General features: G+C 43.2%; 13 protein-coding genes. 6 read left to right on the top strand and 7 right to left on the bottom strand.

The features are described from left to right. Window positions 1-56 precede the first annotated feature (56 nt). On the bottom strand, window positions 57-668 hold the full coding sequence (locus J3P43_RS02405) for a porin family protein (RefSeq protein ID WP_255898614.1): 612 nt from the start codon (window positions 666-668) through the stop codon (window positions 57-59). 158 nt (window positions 669-826) lie between these two features. Between J3P43_RS02405 and J3P43_RS02400 the strand changes: the two genes are divergently transcribed. Next, the gene (locus J3P43_RS02400) at window positions 827-2,572 is read left to right on the top strand and encodes a glycoside hydrolase family 3 protein (RefSeq protein WP_255898612.1); all 1,746 of its coding nucleotides are present in this window, start codon (window positions 827-829) and stop codon (window positions 2,570-2,572) included. A gap of 377 nt (window positions 2,573-2,949) precedes the next feature. Here J3P43_RS02400 and J3P43_RS02395 read toward each other — a convergent pair whose 3' ends face one another. From J3P43_RS02395 to pepT, 4 genes are all read right to left on the bottom strand, one after another. Continuing rightward, a complete protein-coding gene (locus tag J3P43_RS02395; protein WP_255898610.1) occupies window positions 2,950-5,802 on the bottom strand; it encodes a TonB-dependent receptor in 2,853 nt (950 codons plus the stop codon). Between the two features lie 111 nt (window positions 5,803-5,913). Further along, on the bottom strand, window positions 5,914-6,630 hold the full coding sequence (locus J3P43_RS02390) for a LytR/AlgR family response regulator transcription factor (RefSeq protein WP_255898608.1): 717 nt from the start codon (window positions 6,628-6,630) through the stop codon (window positions 5,914-5,916). Further along, window positions 6,627-7,697 carry a sensor histidine kinase gene (locus tag J3P43_RS02385; RefSeq protein ID WP_255898606.1) on the bottom strand — a complete coding sequence of 357 codons (1,071 nt, stop codon included), beginning with the start codon at window positions 7,695-7,697 and terminating at the stop codon, window positions 6,627-6,629. The genes J3P43_RS02390 and J3P43_RS02385 overlap by 4 nt, the downstream gene beginning before the upstream one ends. Window positions 7,698-7,817: 120 nt before the next feature. Next, window positions 7,818-9,071: a peptidase T gene (pepT, locus tag J3P43_RS02380; RefSeq protein ID WP_255898604.1), complete on the bottom strand. Its 1,254-nt coding sequence runs from the start codon at window positions 9,069-9,071 to the stop codon at window positions 7,818-7,820. A gap of 95 nt (window positions 9,072-9,166) precedes the next feature. On the opposite strand from pepT, the gene J3P43_RS02375 reads away from it, so the two are divergent. Further along, a complete protein-coding gene (locus tag J3P43_RS02375; RefSeq protein ID WP_255898602.1) occupies window positions 9,167-9,853 on the top strand; it encodes a hypothetical protein in 687 nt (228 codons plus the stop codon). A 64-nt stretch (window positions 9,854-9,917) separates the two neighbouring features. Further along, on the top strand, window positions 9,918-10,538 hold the full coding sequence (locus J3P43_RS02370) for a rhomboid family intramembrane serine protease (RefSeq protein ID WP_255898600.1): 621 nt from the start codon (window positions 9,918-9,920) through the stop codon (window positions 10,536-10,538). On the opposite strand, the gene J3P43_RS02365 is transcribed toward J3P43_RS02370, so the two are convergent. Together J3P43_RS02365 and J3P43_RS02360 are read right to left on the bottom strand one after the other, a co-directional pair. Then, the gene (locus tag J3P43_RS02365; RefSeq protein ID WP_255898598.1) at window positions 10,535-11,509 is read right to left on the bottom strand and encodes a hypothetical protein; all 975 of its coding nucleotides are present in this window, start codon (window positions 11,507-11,509) and stop codon (window positions 10,535-10,537) included. The two genes, J3P43_RS02370 and J3P43_RS02365, sit on opposite strands and share 4 nt — an antisense overlap. A 53-nt stretch (window positions 11,510-11,562) precedes the next feature. After that, a complete protein-coding gene (locus tag J3P43_RS02360) occupies window positions 11,563-12,228 on the bottom strand; it encodes a hypothetical protein (RefSeq protein ID WP_255898596.1) in 666 nt (221 codons plus the stop codon). Window positions 12,229-12,294: 66 nt separating this feature from the next. Between J3P43_RS02360 and J3P43_RS02355 the strand changes: the two genes are divergently transcribed. The 3 genes from J3P43_RS02355 to J3P43_RS02345 all read left to right on the top strand — a co-directional run bounded on the left by J3P43_RS02355 (window position 12,295) and on the right by J3P43_RS02345 (window position 14,587). After that, a complete protein-coding gene (locus tag J3P43_RS02355; RefSeq protein ID WP_255898594.1) occupies window positions 12,295-13,311 on the top strand; it encodes a dipeptide epimerase in 1,017 nt (338 codons plus the stop codon). 132 nt (window positions 13,312-13,443) lie between these two features. After that, on the top strand, window positions 13,444-14,226 hold the full coding sequence (locus J3P43_RS02350; RefSeq protein WP_255898592.1) for a HipA family kinase: 783 nt from the start codon (window positions 13,444-13,446) through the stop codon (window positions 14,224-14,226). After that, a complete protein-coding gene (locus tag J3P43_RS02345) occupies window positions 14,204-14,587 on the top strand; it encodes a DUF3037 domain-containing protein (protein WP_255898590.1) in 384 nt (127 codons plus the stop codon). The genes J3P43_RS02350 and J3P43_RS02345 overlap by 23 nt, the downstream gene beginning before the upstream one ends. Window positions 14,588-14,625: the final 38 nt, after the last annotated feature.

The following is a 14,625-nucleotide window of genomic DNA, read 5'->3' as shown; positions in this document are numbered from 1 at the left end:
AAAATAAAAGCCCTGCTCACCGAAATGAGCAGGGCTTTCTGTTTTAAAGATATTTATTAAAATCTGATTCCAAGACCCACCTGAATCACCTGATTTTTAAACTCCGGAGTTTCAGAATCGCCATCGCCATTGTTCTTTTGCAGATCAAGAGCATATCTGGCGGTTAAGCTGGTGTTCGTTCCCAAATTAAAACCGGCTCCTAAAACACCTCCGATAATGTTTTTACGAAGGTTGTCGTTTTCTTCCTTTACAGTACGTCTGTAATCTTCGTCACCAGATTCAAATTTTTCGGTGGTTGATGTAAGAAAAGAGATTTGCGGTCCGAGATGAATATTGAAACCATTAGAAGCGCCGATCTTTAACAGTACCGGAATCTCTATGAAATTAGTGGTTACTGTATAATCGTTCTCAGCTCCTAACAGCGTTCTTCCGCTACTTTTATACCCTTTTTGGGAATACATGATTTCGGGTGCGAACGACAGGCGGTCTACCAATGGAATGTCAATGGTTATACCGGCGTGTAAGCCTGGTTTAAATTCTGTTTCGAAATCGTCATCTCCTGTTCTGATCACATTGGAGAAATTCACTCCAACTCTTCCACCCAATGACTGTGCATTAACTGCTGCCGCAGAAATCAGCACATAAGCTAAAATAAGTATTCGTTTCATGTTGTGTGTTTTAACATGTATATGAAATATCGTGCCAGTTCGTTACTATTAAGGCATTTCAGATCGGAAAACAGGTTTGGATAAAATTTGTTTGTGTTACGGGCCTTTACTTTATATTTACTGTATAGAATTGCCTACAATTCTTTTAAACACACAACATGAGTTCGAAGTACCTCTTATCCATTTTTATCTTATTTATTTCTTTAGAAACGCTCGGTCAGGCGGGAAAAACCTTCATGGAGCCCACGGATAGCCAACAAATCTGGGTCGACTCGGTATTTAGAAAGTTAACCCGAAAAGAGAAAATAGCACAATTATTTTTCTTGCGTGCACATACTGACAAAGGAAAGGCCTATGAAGACGCAGTAGCTGCTATAATCAAAAAGAATAAGGTTGGAGGCCTGGTTTTTTTCCAAGGCGGACCCGGAAGACAGGCGGCCCTGACTAATTCTTATCAGAAGCTAAGCGAAGTGCCCCTCTTAATTGCTATGGACGCCGAATGGGGACTTGGGATGCGCCTCGACAGCACCATTTCATATCCCTACCAGATGACACTAGGCGCCATCAGGGATACTAATTTAGTGTATGAGATGGGAAAGAAAATTGCCGGTGATTTTAAACGCATCGGGATGCATATCAACTTTGCGCCGGTGGTCGATGTTAATAATAACCCTAATAATCCGGTAATCAATTACCGGTCGTTTGGAGATAATAAGTTAAATGTTGCATCCAAAGCTTCGGCTTATATGCGCGGACTTCAGGACGCTGGTATTTTGGTGAGTATCAAGCATTTTCCCGGGCACGGCGATACCAATGTAGATTCGCACAACGATTTGCCAGTGTTGACTTTCAGTAAAGAAAGGTTGGATTCGCTTGAACTTTATCCTTTTAAAGAACTTATCCGCAAAGGAGCATCGGGTGTGATGGTTGCTCACATGAATATTCCGGCTTTGGACACTACCAGAAATCTTCCTTCCACATTATCCCGCCCAATTGTAACCGGATTACTTAAGGAGCAGCTAGGCTTTAAAGGTCTTGTGTTTTCCGACGCGATGGAAATGAAAGGTGTGGTAAAATACTTTCCCGATGGCGAGGCCGATGTGCGGGCAATTATTGCCGGTAATGATGTGATTGAGCTTTCGGAAAACGCGCCACGGTCGATCAAATTAGTAAGACGGGCAATCAGGCAAAAAAGGATTCCGATGGATCAAATAGATGAGAGCGTTAAAAAGATCTTAGCTGCTAAATATTGGGCGGGGCTGAATACGCCTCAAAATATCAATATCGTAAATGTGTATGAAGATTTGAATGGAGGCGACGCCCATTCTTTAAATCAGCGCTTATCTGATGCTGCTGTTACAGTTTTAAAGAGTGATAGTTTGTTGAAACAATTCTCTGCAAGTCGTAAAACGGCGATAATTAGCCTTGGTGTGACCGAAGTGAGTCAGTTTCAAAAGGAAATGCAAAAGCGTTTTAGTAATTCTACAAACTTTATTCTTTCGAAGATTGCATCGGCTGCGGATATAAAAAATGTATCCAACAATCTCAGAACCTATGATCAGATTGTGGTAGCGATACACGATTATAGAAAGCGGCCACAAAGTTCACTAGACTATAATGATGAATTGAAATCTTTTATTTCACATCTGGCCGGTTTAAATACCGTTACCTGTTTATTTGCTAATCCATATGTGATAAGAGGCTTACCTGGGGTAGAGAAAAGTAAATCACTGCTGGTAAATTATCAGAATAGTGAAGAGATGCAATTGGCTGCGGCAAAGGTGTTGAGTAACCAGATGCAAGCATCAGGGCGTTTGCCGGTTACCATTAACGCAGTATTTAAAACAGGTGATGGAATTCAGTTTTTTCCGGTGCCGACTTCTGTTAGTGGACAGGTGGAATAAGTAAATAGAAAGTTTGCCAAAAGTTCTAAGCTTTTGGCAAGTTGAAAATGAATCTCTAAAATGCCAGGCTTTCCTACGCTCTTCGGGATTACAAACCCCCATTAGCGAGTTTCTGCTGCTTCCATCGTCCATAATTGCCGTATTTTAGGAGGGGTCAAATACAACAGCATAATGCCCGTTTACATGACCATAATGGGCATTTACCTGAGCATAATGCCCGTTTACATTGACATAAGAGGTACGTACAACATCATAATGCCCGTTTACATGATCATAATGGGCGTTTACGCCATCATAATGCCTGCTTACAGCGCCATAATGTCCATTTACACGGCCATAATGTCCGATTGCATGCTTTGAGAGGAGTCTGTGGAATTCTAAAACCCCATACGTTCCCGACGTGGCTGTCCGTCGCCGCCGCGACCCTCACCCCTGTTCCGGTCAAAGTTAGGCTGCACTCCGCCCGGGTACTTTTGTATTCTGAAACTGAAAGTTGCCATAAAGTAACGTGTTAAACGGTTCGTTTGACTGCTGGTGATGGTGTTAGCGTCCTGAGAGATTCCAACAACTGTTCCTTCATTCAATAAGTCGAAGCCCTGGAACCGTAACGTTCCTCGTCTGTTGAAAAACTGTTTTTCGAGATAGGCATTAATGATTAGTGGGTTGACACTGGAGCTGTATCCTTTATTGATGTTTTTACTCAGATCCCAGCCTACAATAAAGGTTTTCAGGAAATACAAACGGCCGTTTAAATCATAGTTCACCGTGGTGGCCCGGGTATCGTTACCTGTTGTATAATTGACCGTGGTTCCGCGGTAGCCTATCGAAGGATAAATCTCCACATTCGGATTTGGATTTATCTGAAGGCTGAGGTTTTGAACAAAAGTCCAGTTTCTGCCAATGTTTTCGCGGTTATTAGTAAAGGAAACATCGTTAATATAATTAACACGCCCGTTCAACGAAACCCTGTATTTTCTTTCCAAAAACGATTTCGACAATGAATAGAATGATGTTGTAGAGTAATATCCATCAGCATTCAAATAATTCGTCTCCTGGATGGTGCGGGCGGTTTTCTTATTGTCAACAATGATCGAATCTACATACCTGACGATGTTCCTGGTAATCTGATCGTTGGTAAAGTTCCCAAATACGCCGATGTTAAAAAATAGGCCTTTCGCCTGGTTATTGGTATTGTACCGGATGTTTACCGATTGAGTAAAAGAGGAGTTAAGCCCCGGGTTACCCACCACCGGACGCAGGGGGTTTGATGCATCAACTACAGGCTGGATCTGGTTGAAACTCGGTTCGTTACTTCTTCCGTTATAATTGATAGAAAGAGAACGTGAGCGAGCAAAGCTGTATTCAAAGCGGGCGGTTGGGAAAAAGTTGAACCCTTTCCGCTCAGACGGAACCCCGTGCGTTACAGAATAGCCTTTTAACGAAGTAGGTTGTGCTGTTAATCCGAGGGTGAAGTTGTAAAGTCTTGGCCGGTCATATCTATAATTTAAGCTGAATCTGTTGGTGGTAAACGAATAGTCGTATACGTTGCTTAAGTCGTTATTCATTACCGGAACCTCGCCCTGGTATAAGTTGGTGATGCGGCTGTTTTCGTAATCTGCAATGTTGTAATTGTAACCGAAATCCATTCGGCCGAACTTACCTACCGGTTCGCTATAAGTGATATTTGCATTGGCGTTGAAGCGTTTGTTTGAGGTTTCGATCTGCCTTTGAGATAAAGAATCGCCTCTTGGTGTAAGGTCTGCATTGTAATATAAAAACTTATCAAGCACTTCCTGATCATTGTCATTATCAGAACTGTTCAGGTTTAAGCCGAACGAGAAATTTCTTCCCATCTTTCTAAAGCGATGGTTGTAAATAAGGTTACCACCAAATGAAGGAGCGCTGGACTTTCTGAACAGATCGGTTAGCTGATCTTCCGGCGAACGCCCTGTTTGCTCTTGTTCCAAACGGGTGGAGTCGTTCGAATCGCTTGTACCAATGTTGAAATACGGAGTGATACGCAGATAATTCAGCGAGTCAATCGCGTATTCGAGATTAAAGTTTGCACTATGGTTATTATTTCCGCTTTTTGAATTTGCGTCTGCGATTGCTACCAATACAGAATCCTGGGTAAAGTATGAGGTCCTGGTGCTGTTTGATACCGATAAAGTATTCCGCACGTTAAAACGGTAGCTGCCGTTTATGGCCAGCTTCGGACTAAGATTGTCGCGGTAGTTTATACCACCGGCTGTAGTAGTAGTTATACCACCGGCGTTCCCACCGAATCCGCCGCCGCCAAACCCTCCGCCACCGCCGAAGTTACCTCCTCCACCACCGCCGCCGCCACGGTTTCCACCGCCACCACCACCGAATCCGCGGCCGCCACCGCCGCCAAAATTAAAAGGTGATGTATTTGTGTTGTTCAAATTCAGGCGTACATCTAATTGCTGGTCGTTGTTCATGAACTGTCCGTTGCCCGAAACCTGGTATCGGTCTTCATTTCCTCCGCCCACTACTCCGCTGATGACGCTTCCCTTCATGCGGTCGGGCCGGATAGTGATGTTTATAATTTTATCGGCCTCGCCTTCTCTGATCCCTGTTATGTTGGCCTGGTCGCCATAATCGTCCACGATCTGGATTTTTTCGATAATATCGGCGGGCAGGCCTTGGGTAGCCGTCTTTAAATCGCCGTCGAAGTAGTCTTTACCGTTTACTTTAATCCTGGTAACACTTTTACCCTGCGTGGTAACATTTCCGTCTTTATCTACCTCAACGCCCGGAAGCTTTTTAATAACATCCTCGGCCACCGAGTTCTCTCTAACCGGGAAATCGCTTGCACGGAATTCGACGGTATCTTGTTTAATAACCACACCTGCCGTTCCTGTAACCACCACTTCCTTTAGCATCCGGCTTTGACCGCTAAGTGTAATGGGGTCAAGTTTAACCGGGTTGGTATTTTCGGAGTACAAATACCTCTTCACAAAATCGCTATACCCAAGATTATTTACACTTAATACAAATTGAGATGACTTTACATTACTAAACGTGAAAAGCCCATCGATGTCTGTCCGGGTCATCAAAGTGTCTTTCGGGGAGGTGAGACGCACCGTTGCATACACTACAGCTGTTCCAGCCGAATCGCGGACCACGCCACTGATGCTGCGTACGCCCTGAGCGAAGATGGCCTGGGTGCTTATAAGAAAGAATATGGTGAATAATAACTTTTTCATGATGCTAAGTATTGTGCTTTATGCCGCAAGTTTAATACCTGTTTTTAAATGTTTTCGTTAAATGATACTTACAAGGAGTATTTATCGACCAAATGAGAATTCATGGCGATTTTACTGCTGATGCCCCATATAAGCAAGAAGGGCTTCGCGATAATTATCGCTTACCGGAACTTCTGAAGCCTGTACCAGCACCCGGTTCTTTTTAAAGGAGATTAATTTATCAAGAGAAATGATATACGATTTGTGTACCCGCATAAACCTTTCGGCTGGCAGTTTTTCTTCCATAAAGCGCATGCTAAGGCGGGTTATGATTGGCTTTTCTGTATCCGATAGATATATTTTTATATAATCTTTCAAACCTTCGATGTACAGGATATCGGCTATGTTAATTTTTACCAATGAGTAATCTGCGTTTACAAACAGGTAATCGTTTACTGTATTTTGCTGTGGTGGATTGCTAATCTGGTTTTTCAGGTTGAATAGCTCCAAGGCTTTATTTGCTGCTTTAAAAAAGCGTTCGAAGGAGACGGGCTTTATAAGATAGTCTAATACATCGAGGTTAAAACCCTCAACCGCATATTTCTCATATGCTGTGACGAATACAATCATCGGGGGGCTGCTCAAACTATTTACAAATTGTAATCCCGAAAGGCCGGGCATTTGTATATCAAGGAATATCAAGTCAACGGTTTGCTTGCTCAGAAACGTCATTGCCTCCATGGCATTGCGGCAACTTCCCACCAGCTCCAGAAACGGAACCTGACGGATATTATCTTCCATCAGTTCGATCGCCAGGCGTTCATCGTCAACTACCAGACATTTAATCATTTGAGCTGTACTTTTAGATGTGAAACAAAGATATCTCCGTTCTGACTGGTTTGAAGCACGTAACGGTCTTTATACAGAAGCTCAAGACGCCGGCGCATATTGATTAAGCCTATACCAGAACTTTTATCTTTCGAATCCTCTTGAGGAGATATCCCATTCTCAACCTTAAAGTCGAGCCAGTGTTTTGTTCTGTCTATCGTTAAAAATATTTTTATGACGGGCTCCTCTATCATTCCTATCCCATGCTTAAAGGCATTTTCAACAAATGAAATGAGCAGCATCGGTTCAATTTCGTAATCTGACAGATCTTTAGAAATATTAAGTTCGATATGAACATCATCGCCAAAGCGGAGCATTTGAAGATCTATATAACTTCTTAAATATTCAACTTCTTGCTCAAGGCGGATGCGCTCGTCGTTGCTCTCATAAAGCATATACCTCATCAAATTAGAAAGTTGTATAAGCGAAGGTTCAATCAGATCAGATTTTTTCCTTGCCAGGGATACCAGTGTGTTTAACACGTTGAACATGAAATGAGGGCTCACCTGCGAACGCAGGAAGGTTAACTCGGTCTTCAGCGTTTCATTTTCTTTCTCTTTCCGGATTTTTTCGAGGCGGTTATTGTCTTTAATAATCCGGTAGCTGAAACTGATCCCCATGATGAATACATAGGTCAATATGTTGGTAATGTACCAGCGCATCCAGCGAAGGTCGCCCCCGGAGCCACCACCCCGTCGCCCTTTCCCCCAGCCTTTATGATCTGCAAACAGCTGTTTGTCGATAGATTTTGATAAAAACATTAACGCTATGATAATGGAGATAGCGGTAAGAAGATATACCCAAAGCCCTTTTGTTTTATAAACTTTCGGATATAATACGAAGGCGTTAAAATAAAAAAGCAGGGCAAGAATAACGTTATTGATAATAAGCTTATAGTGCCATGGGTTAAAGCCCTTCCAGGTATTTGGATTACGAAATAAATAGGGTGAGATGATGATCAAGCCCCAAAAAATAATATGAAGTGCAGGCGTTAGATATTTATTGAGGCTGCGATTCTTTAATGCCATTATACAAAGATAGCTTCATATGCCAATTAAATTGGATTTTGAGCCCAAAGGCTGGGTATTTTAGACCAATGGCATGTTATCAGCGACCAAAAATTTCGACCGGCGCTAGTTTTGAGGGATTTAGCTCTGCTCCTCCCAGATTATAGCCAGATTGACAATGGTTTGTACGGCTTTTTGCATGTCTTGTACAGATACCCACTCCTGTTTGCCATGGAAGGCATGTTCGCCTGCAAAAATATTGGGGCATGGCAATCCCATAAAAGAAAGTCTTGAACCATCGGTGCCGCCTCTTATGCTCTGAAGTTTTGGTGCCAGACCGGCCCGTTCAATGGCCAGTTGGGCAACGCGGATAATGTTGGGATGTTTATCAAGCACCGATTTCATGTTACGGTACTGTTCTTTTATTTCCAGCCGGTACTGCGAATTGGGGTAACCTTCCAGCACTTCATCAGCAATTGCCAGCAGCAGGCGTTTTTGATTTATAAGTTCTTCCTCGTCGAAATCTCTTAAAATAAATTCTATGGTGGCTTCTTCCACCGAGCCGGTTATCCCGACAGGATGTATAAAACCTTCTTTAGCAGTGGTGCTTTCCGGACTCATTCTGTCTTTAGGCAGGTTGGCTACTATTTCTGAAGCTATTTTTATAGCGCTTTGCATCTTGCCTTTGGCAAAGCCGGGATGCGCACTCACGCCCTGTATCTTAAGTATGGCAGAATCGGCCGAGAATGTTTCGTTTTCAATAGATCCCGCGGTTTCGCCATCAACCGTGTAAGCATATTGAGCGCCAAGTTTAACCAGATCTACTTTTTCCACGCCTCTTCCAATTTCTTCATCGGGTGTGAAAAGTATGCGAATCTTACCATGTTTAATTTCGGGATGTGACATCAGGAAGTTCGCGGCATCCATTATTTCGGCAATGCCAGCCTTATTATCTGCACCTAAAAGAGTTGTACCGCTTGCGGTAATAATATCATTTCCAATTTGAGCGGCCAGGTCGGGGTGTTCAGATTTACGGATAACTTCGGCCGGATCGTCGGGCAAGACCAAATCCTGACCCTGGTAATTGGTGTGGACAATAGGTTTTACATCCGCTCCGCTGCAATCAGGCGAGGTATCCATGTGCGAGCAAAAGCAGATCACGGGAACTTCTTTGACGGTAGTGGCAGGCACAGTGGCATATACATACCCAAACTCGTCGAGCCCTGCATCATCAATCCCCATCTGTTGTAATTCTTCTACCAGAACTTTTCCCAAATCTTTTTGCCGGGCAGTTGACGGGTTTGATAAAGAATGAGGATCTGACTGCGTATGAATCCTGACGTATCTTAAAAATCGCTCCAGGCAGGTGAAACTATAATTTTCTAAACCTTTCATATCGAACGTCCGTTTAACAATGCCATAACAAATTTGTATTCCAAAGTTTGTATTTTTTTTAGTTAATTTACATACGATTTTAAGCGCACATTGAATTGAAGAGATTCACAATATTTATTCTGGGGTGTTTGTTTTGTTCCCTTGCCTCAGCGCAATATAATTATTATCGGCTAAGTATTGGGTTAAATACAGGTGCAACTCATGCGCTTGCCGATGTGCAAAAAGTCATTCCCAAGCCAACAATTATTCTTACGGGCGATTATCATATTACACCTTTTACTCTGGCAGGTATTGAAATTCAAAAAGGGAATATTAGTGGTGGTGATAAGGCCAACGATCCGCATTTACGCTTTTTTAACAACAGCTATATGGCCGTAATGCTTAACGGCAAAACTCAACTGGGTCAGTTTGTTGATTTTGAAAGCAGCAATCTGTTGTATGCCATAAGAGGCTTTTATGTTGGTACAGGCGTGGGTATTATCCAAAATAATATGGCCGACGTGGTGAGAATTAAACCTGATGGCACGAACTATAAGTTCCCGGGATTGGATAAGTCTACGAATCTTTTAATCCCAATCAACACCGGTATCAGCTTCAACGTGGTAGATAAATGGCGCTTCACTAAATTCATTTTCAGTTTTAACTACCAATCCAATATCATGTTGGGCGAGGATATTGATGGCTACAATGATCCTAAAAGTATTTTCAAAAACGGACGGGATTTTTGGGGCGTAGCCTCTGTCGGCGTTCGGTACTGCTTCGGTCCCGAAGGTTTGTATTAACATTTCATCTTTTTTCTCCGCTTTATTCAATAAATGCTAATTTCAACCGATAGAGATTAGAGTTATGGAACATTATTTATTTGATACACCGGTTGCAAGCATTATATTCATCTTAACGATCGTTACCAGTCTCTACGCTTTCTCGAACGAGCAGATATATGGTAAATTTATGCTGCATCCGTACAGCGTGCATCGCGGCGAACGTGTGTATTCAATTTTTACCAGCGGGCTGATTCATAAAGACTACGCGCATTTGTTTATGAATATGCTGTCGTACTATTTCTTTGCATTTACCTTAGAAAGGATGATAGGTTCATGGCAGTTTGCGATCCTCTATATCGCAAGCCTTGCATTAAGTGATTTAAGTACCATTTTAAAACACAAAGACCACTTTTGGTATAATAGTTTGGGTGCTTCGGGTGCAGTTTCTGCGGTGGTATTCAGTTACATTCTTTTCGATCCTCTAACTCGATTTTACATCTTTTTCTCCATTCCCATTCATGCCGTAGTATTTGGAGTATTGTACCTTATCTACAGTGCTTACGCATCAAAACAGTCGGGAACAATAAACCACGACGCTCACTTTTTTGGTGCCTTAGCAGGTATCATTATTACTATAATCTTTCATCCTTACGTCCCCTTCGAGTTTTTCCGCGAGATCACGTCGGGGCAGTGGTTCTCTTAGATATCCTGCTTTATCTGATCAGGATTTAAAAAGTTGCCATCGAGATCGGTTAAAAAACTCATGGGCTTTTCAGGGTTCTTTATTATTTCAAGGAGAAGAAATCCCCAGGGCTTCCAGAAATTTTCTAAAACCTGTCCGTAAGTTTTTACCTGCCAGATGTCATAAACGGGCCTGGCGCTGATTCTTAACGGCATAGGTTCGACATAAACAGCTTCATCTGTGGGCAGAATGGTATACTCAGGTAAACGGTTAAACAGGTATGCTGAGTAGAAAAAATTGGCGCAGATTTCTTCGTATTGGATAGGATGCAGTTGTTTTCCTTCCACTTTGTCGAGAATTTCTTTGTGGTAATTCAGGCTTTCGCCATTGTCCTGCAGGCAGGCAATGATCCCGAAATCTTTCATCCGTAAAGAAAAAACAAGAGTATTGATCTCATCGCGGTAGCTAAAAGTTTCCGGAGGATTCTCGACAGGAAAGATTTTGATACTCCAGGGTGCCAGGCCTTCGAACACTACCGGCTGTACCAGCGATTGAAGCATGATGTGCAGATTGCTGAATTTGTGGGCGATAGACTGTGAAAAGCTAAACTCCTCGCCAATGGCTCGCTGCTGACGTATGCCGGCTCTGACTTCCCAGTGGATAATTCCATAAACCTGTTTTGCAATCCATTGAAATAAGCGGAGTTCATCGACTTTTTTGATGGTTTCATATCCTCCGTTAAGTGCCTCTTTCATTTCGTCATCCAGCAGGTTTACAGCAGTCAGAGCTTGCGCAGATACAGGTATTTTTATATCCTGATAAGTAGCAATGTTCTCATCCAGCATCTTGAACGGCTTCTCTGCCAGGTTAAACTGCTGCAACAGCCAGCTTGGAAAAATGGTGGTTTGCGCTGTGGCTGGCTGGCCTGTTAAGTAACAAACGTTCTCACTAAAATTATATCTTTCAAAGGGGCGAAAAAGGGCTGTGCTCATGAGGCGCAAAGGTACAAAAGCTGAGGCTTTGAGAGCATCGCTTCGTATCGAATTTACTTTTGATAGTATGCACGGATCTCGCGGGACAGCCTTCCGAGCATTTCTTTGTTTGAAAGTGCCATGATAATATCTTCTTCCCGGGGTTCCATTGGTGGCATAGTAGCCGCAATTATGGAGGCGTCGAGAGCTCTTGTATCGCCCTGAATATTGGTTGCGTAAACTCTATCGATGTTTAAGTTTTCACTAAAGCTGCGTTTAAAAGTTTTACCCGGCTTGCCTTTTATTACGAGGTTTGTATTAAATAGGGCTGAGGTTCTTATCCTCGACTGCACAATATCGGCCGAGGCGGTTATGGTTTGATAAATGGGCTGACCGCTTGCGTTGGTTCCGGACTGAATCGCTCGCCTGAATACGCGTCTTGAAACGGATTGTTGGGGCGGGAAGGAATTATAACGGTCGATGGAGATGGACAGGTGAATTTGAGCGCTGTCGGGTTCGTCGACTAAATCAAGGTTTACCGCATTAAAGTCTTCCAGTACATCCAAAACTCTATAACCATATACATCGGTATTAAGAGCGTTGAGCTGTGGTTCATCATGCTCAATAAAGATGGCTATCGGGATAACAGGCCTTGGGTTTTTATCGGTGAGCACTGCGCAAGACGTGATACTGCCGATCAGATACGATAAAATAAATCCGCCGAGGCCTCTATGTGACATAATGTACATATAGAGTAAAACATATAAAGTGCAAATTGTGCTTTATAAATTATCTAAGTTTGGAATATGACAATCTCATGGAAGCCCTTTGAATTGAAATTAAAATATCCCTTTCGCATATCCGGGTATTCCAGAACATTTACGCCGCTTATGCTGGTAAAAATTGGGTACGACGGTAAAACCGGATTGGGTGAAGCTTCGATGGTTCCGTACATGGGCGAAAGCGTAGAAACCGCCTCAAACTTTTTATCCAAGCTTGACCTTACAGATCTAAAGCCCCCATTTGATTATGATGAGATCCAGCGGTATCTGGACTCAGCAGCACCCGGAAACCCGGCCGTTAAGGCTGCTGTGGATATCGCCTTGCATGATTTAGAAGGGAAATTATATGGTGAACCCTGTTATGCTTTGTTAGGTGCAGATCCCCGAAATATGCCATTAACATCTGTAACAATTGGCATGGATTCGCCCGAAATCGTTGTGAAAAAGGTAAATGAAGCAGAAGCTGCGCATGTTTTGAAAGTGAAGCTGGGATCGGCAGATGATAAAATCCTGGTAGAGACTATCCGCTCTGTTAGCGCCAAAAAATTGTACGTGGATGCGAATCAGGGCTGGACCAACAAAGAACAAGCTCTTGATTTCATATTCTGGCTTAGGGATCAGGGAGTGGAATTGATAGAACAGCCAATGTCTAAAATCGACCACGCTTCAAACGCCTGGATTACTGAGCGAAGCCCCTTACCTATTATCGCAGACGAATCTGTGCAACGCTTAGCTGATATCAAACACATAAAGGATTCTTACCATGGGATCAATGTGAAGTTAATGAAGAGTGGGGGAATGCATGAAGCACATCAAATGATTAAACGTGCGCGCGAACTTAAGCTCAAAGTGTTGATTGGCTGCATGAGCGAAACCAGCGTTGCGACACTTGCGGCCGCGGCATTAGCGCCACTTTGTGACTGGGCAGATTTGGATGGTCCTTTCTTGACCTCTAACAATCCTTTTAAGATGCCCGGCTTCGAGGAAGGTAAATGGGTTCTGCCTGTTAGTGATGGATTAGGCGTGGAAGACGCTGTATGAATAGCAGGGGTGTAAGGCCTGTTCATTTTAACGCAAATGGTCTTTTTCCTGGAGCGCAACATTATGAAGTATGTATTTTGAATGCACCTTTCTCATAAAATTCAATTAATTTTCGGCACTTAATCAAACCCGATGTCCGAGCTTCGAACTGTAAATGTTACCCGGTATGTTACGCCTCTGCGTGAAGGTGGGTCTTTGCCTGCTATCGCGGAAGCCGATGATGGATTTTTGTATGTACTTAAGTTTCGAGGAGCAGGCCAGGGAGTAAAGGCGCTTATAGCCGAAATAATAGGAAGCGAGATTGCCCGGGCTCTTAGTTTCAGAGTTCCGGAACTGGTATTTGCACATCTGGATGAAGCCTTTGGCCGTACAGAGCCGGATGAAGAGATCCAGGATCTGCTTAAGTTTAGCGAAGGTTTGAATATTGCTTTTCATTATCTTTCGGGAGCCATTACCTTCGATCCGGTGGTTTTTGAAGTCGATGCCAGAACAGCATCCGCTATTGTTTGGATGGACTGCTTGCTGATGAATGTTGACCGTACCGCGCGAAACACAAATATGCTGATGTGGAACAAACAACTGTGGTTAATAGATCACGGCGCTGCTTTATATTTTCACCATTCATGGAACAATTGGCAGGAACAGGCTAAACGTCCGTTCAGTTTGATAAAAGATCATGTACTACTGCCATGGGCGACTGAATTGGAACAGGTCGATAAAGAAATGAAGGAGGTTTTGAACGCCGGACTTATTCAGCAGATCGTCTCCTTAATACCATCCGACTGGCTTAGCGAGGAACTGTTTAGCAGCGCTGAAGAACAGCGCCAGGCATATGCTGGCTTTCTTTTGTCGCGGATTAAGTCGTCAGAAATATTTATAAAAGAGGCCCTCCATGCAAGAGAGACACTTATTTGAGTACGCAGTTATCCGTGTTGTACCGAGGGTAGAACGCGAAGAGTTTATAAATACCGGAATCATTCTGTATTGTGCTAAGCTGAAATTTCTGAAATCTGTGTACTCTTTAAATGCTGATCGCATAGCCTCGCTTAACTGCGATTTGAATCTTCCTGATCTCGGAAAAAATCTGGAGGCCTTTGTTCAAATCTGTGAAGGGAGTGCAAGCAGTGGCCCGATAGGGAAGCTCGATGCTGCTTCAAGGTTCAGGTGGCTTACCGCAACCAGAAGCACCGTGTTGCAAACCTCGAAGGTTCATCCTGGATTTTGTGTTGATCCGGTTGAAACGATTACAAAGCTGAAGAGGGACCTGGTGCTTTAGTGGCAAAACTATTTGATGAGGTGACTCAAAAAAATTAA

The sequence above is a fragment of the Paradesertivirga mongoliensis genome (genome assembly GCF_024436395.1).
GTDB classification, from domain to species: Bacteria; Bacteroidota; Bacteroidia; order Sphingobacteriales; family Sphingobacteriaceae; genus Paradesertivirga; species Paradesertivirga mongoliensis.
The sequence above is the reverse complement of the archived record's forward strand: the minus strand, read 5'-3'. Positions and strand labels throughout refer to the sequence as shown.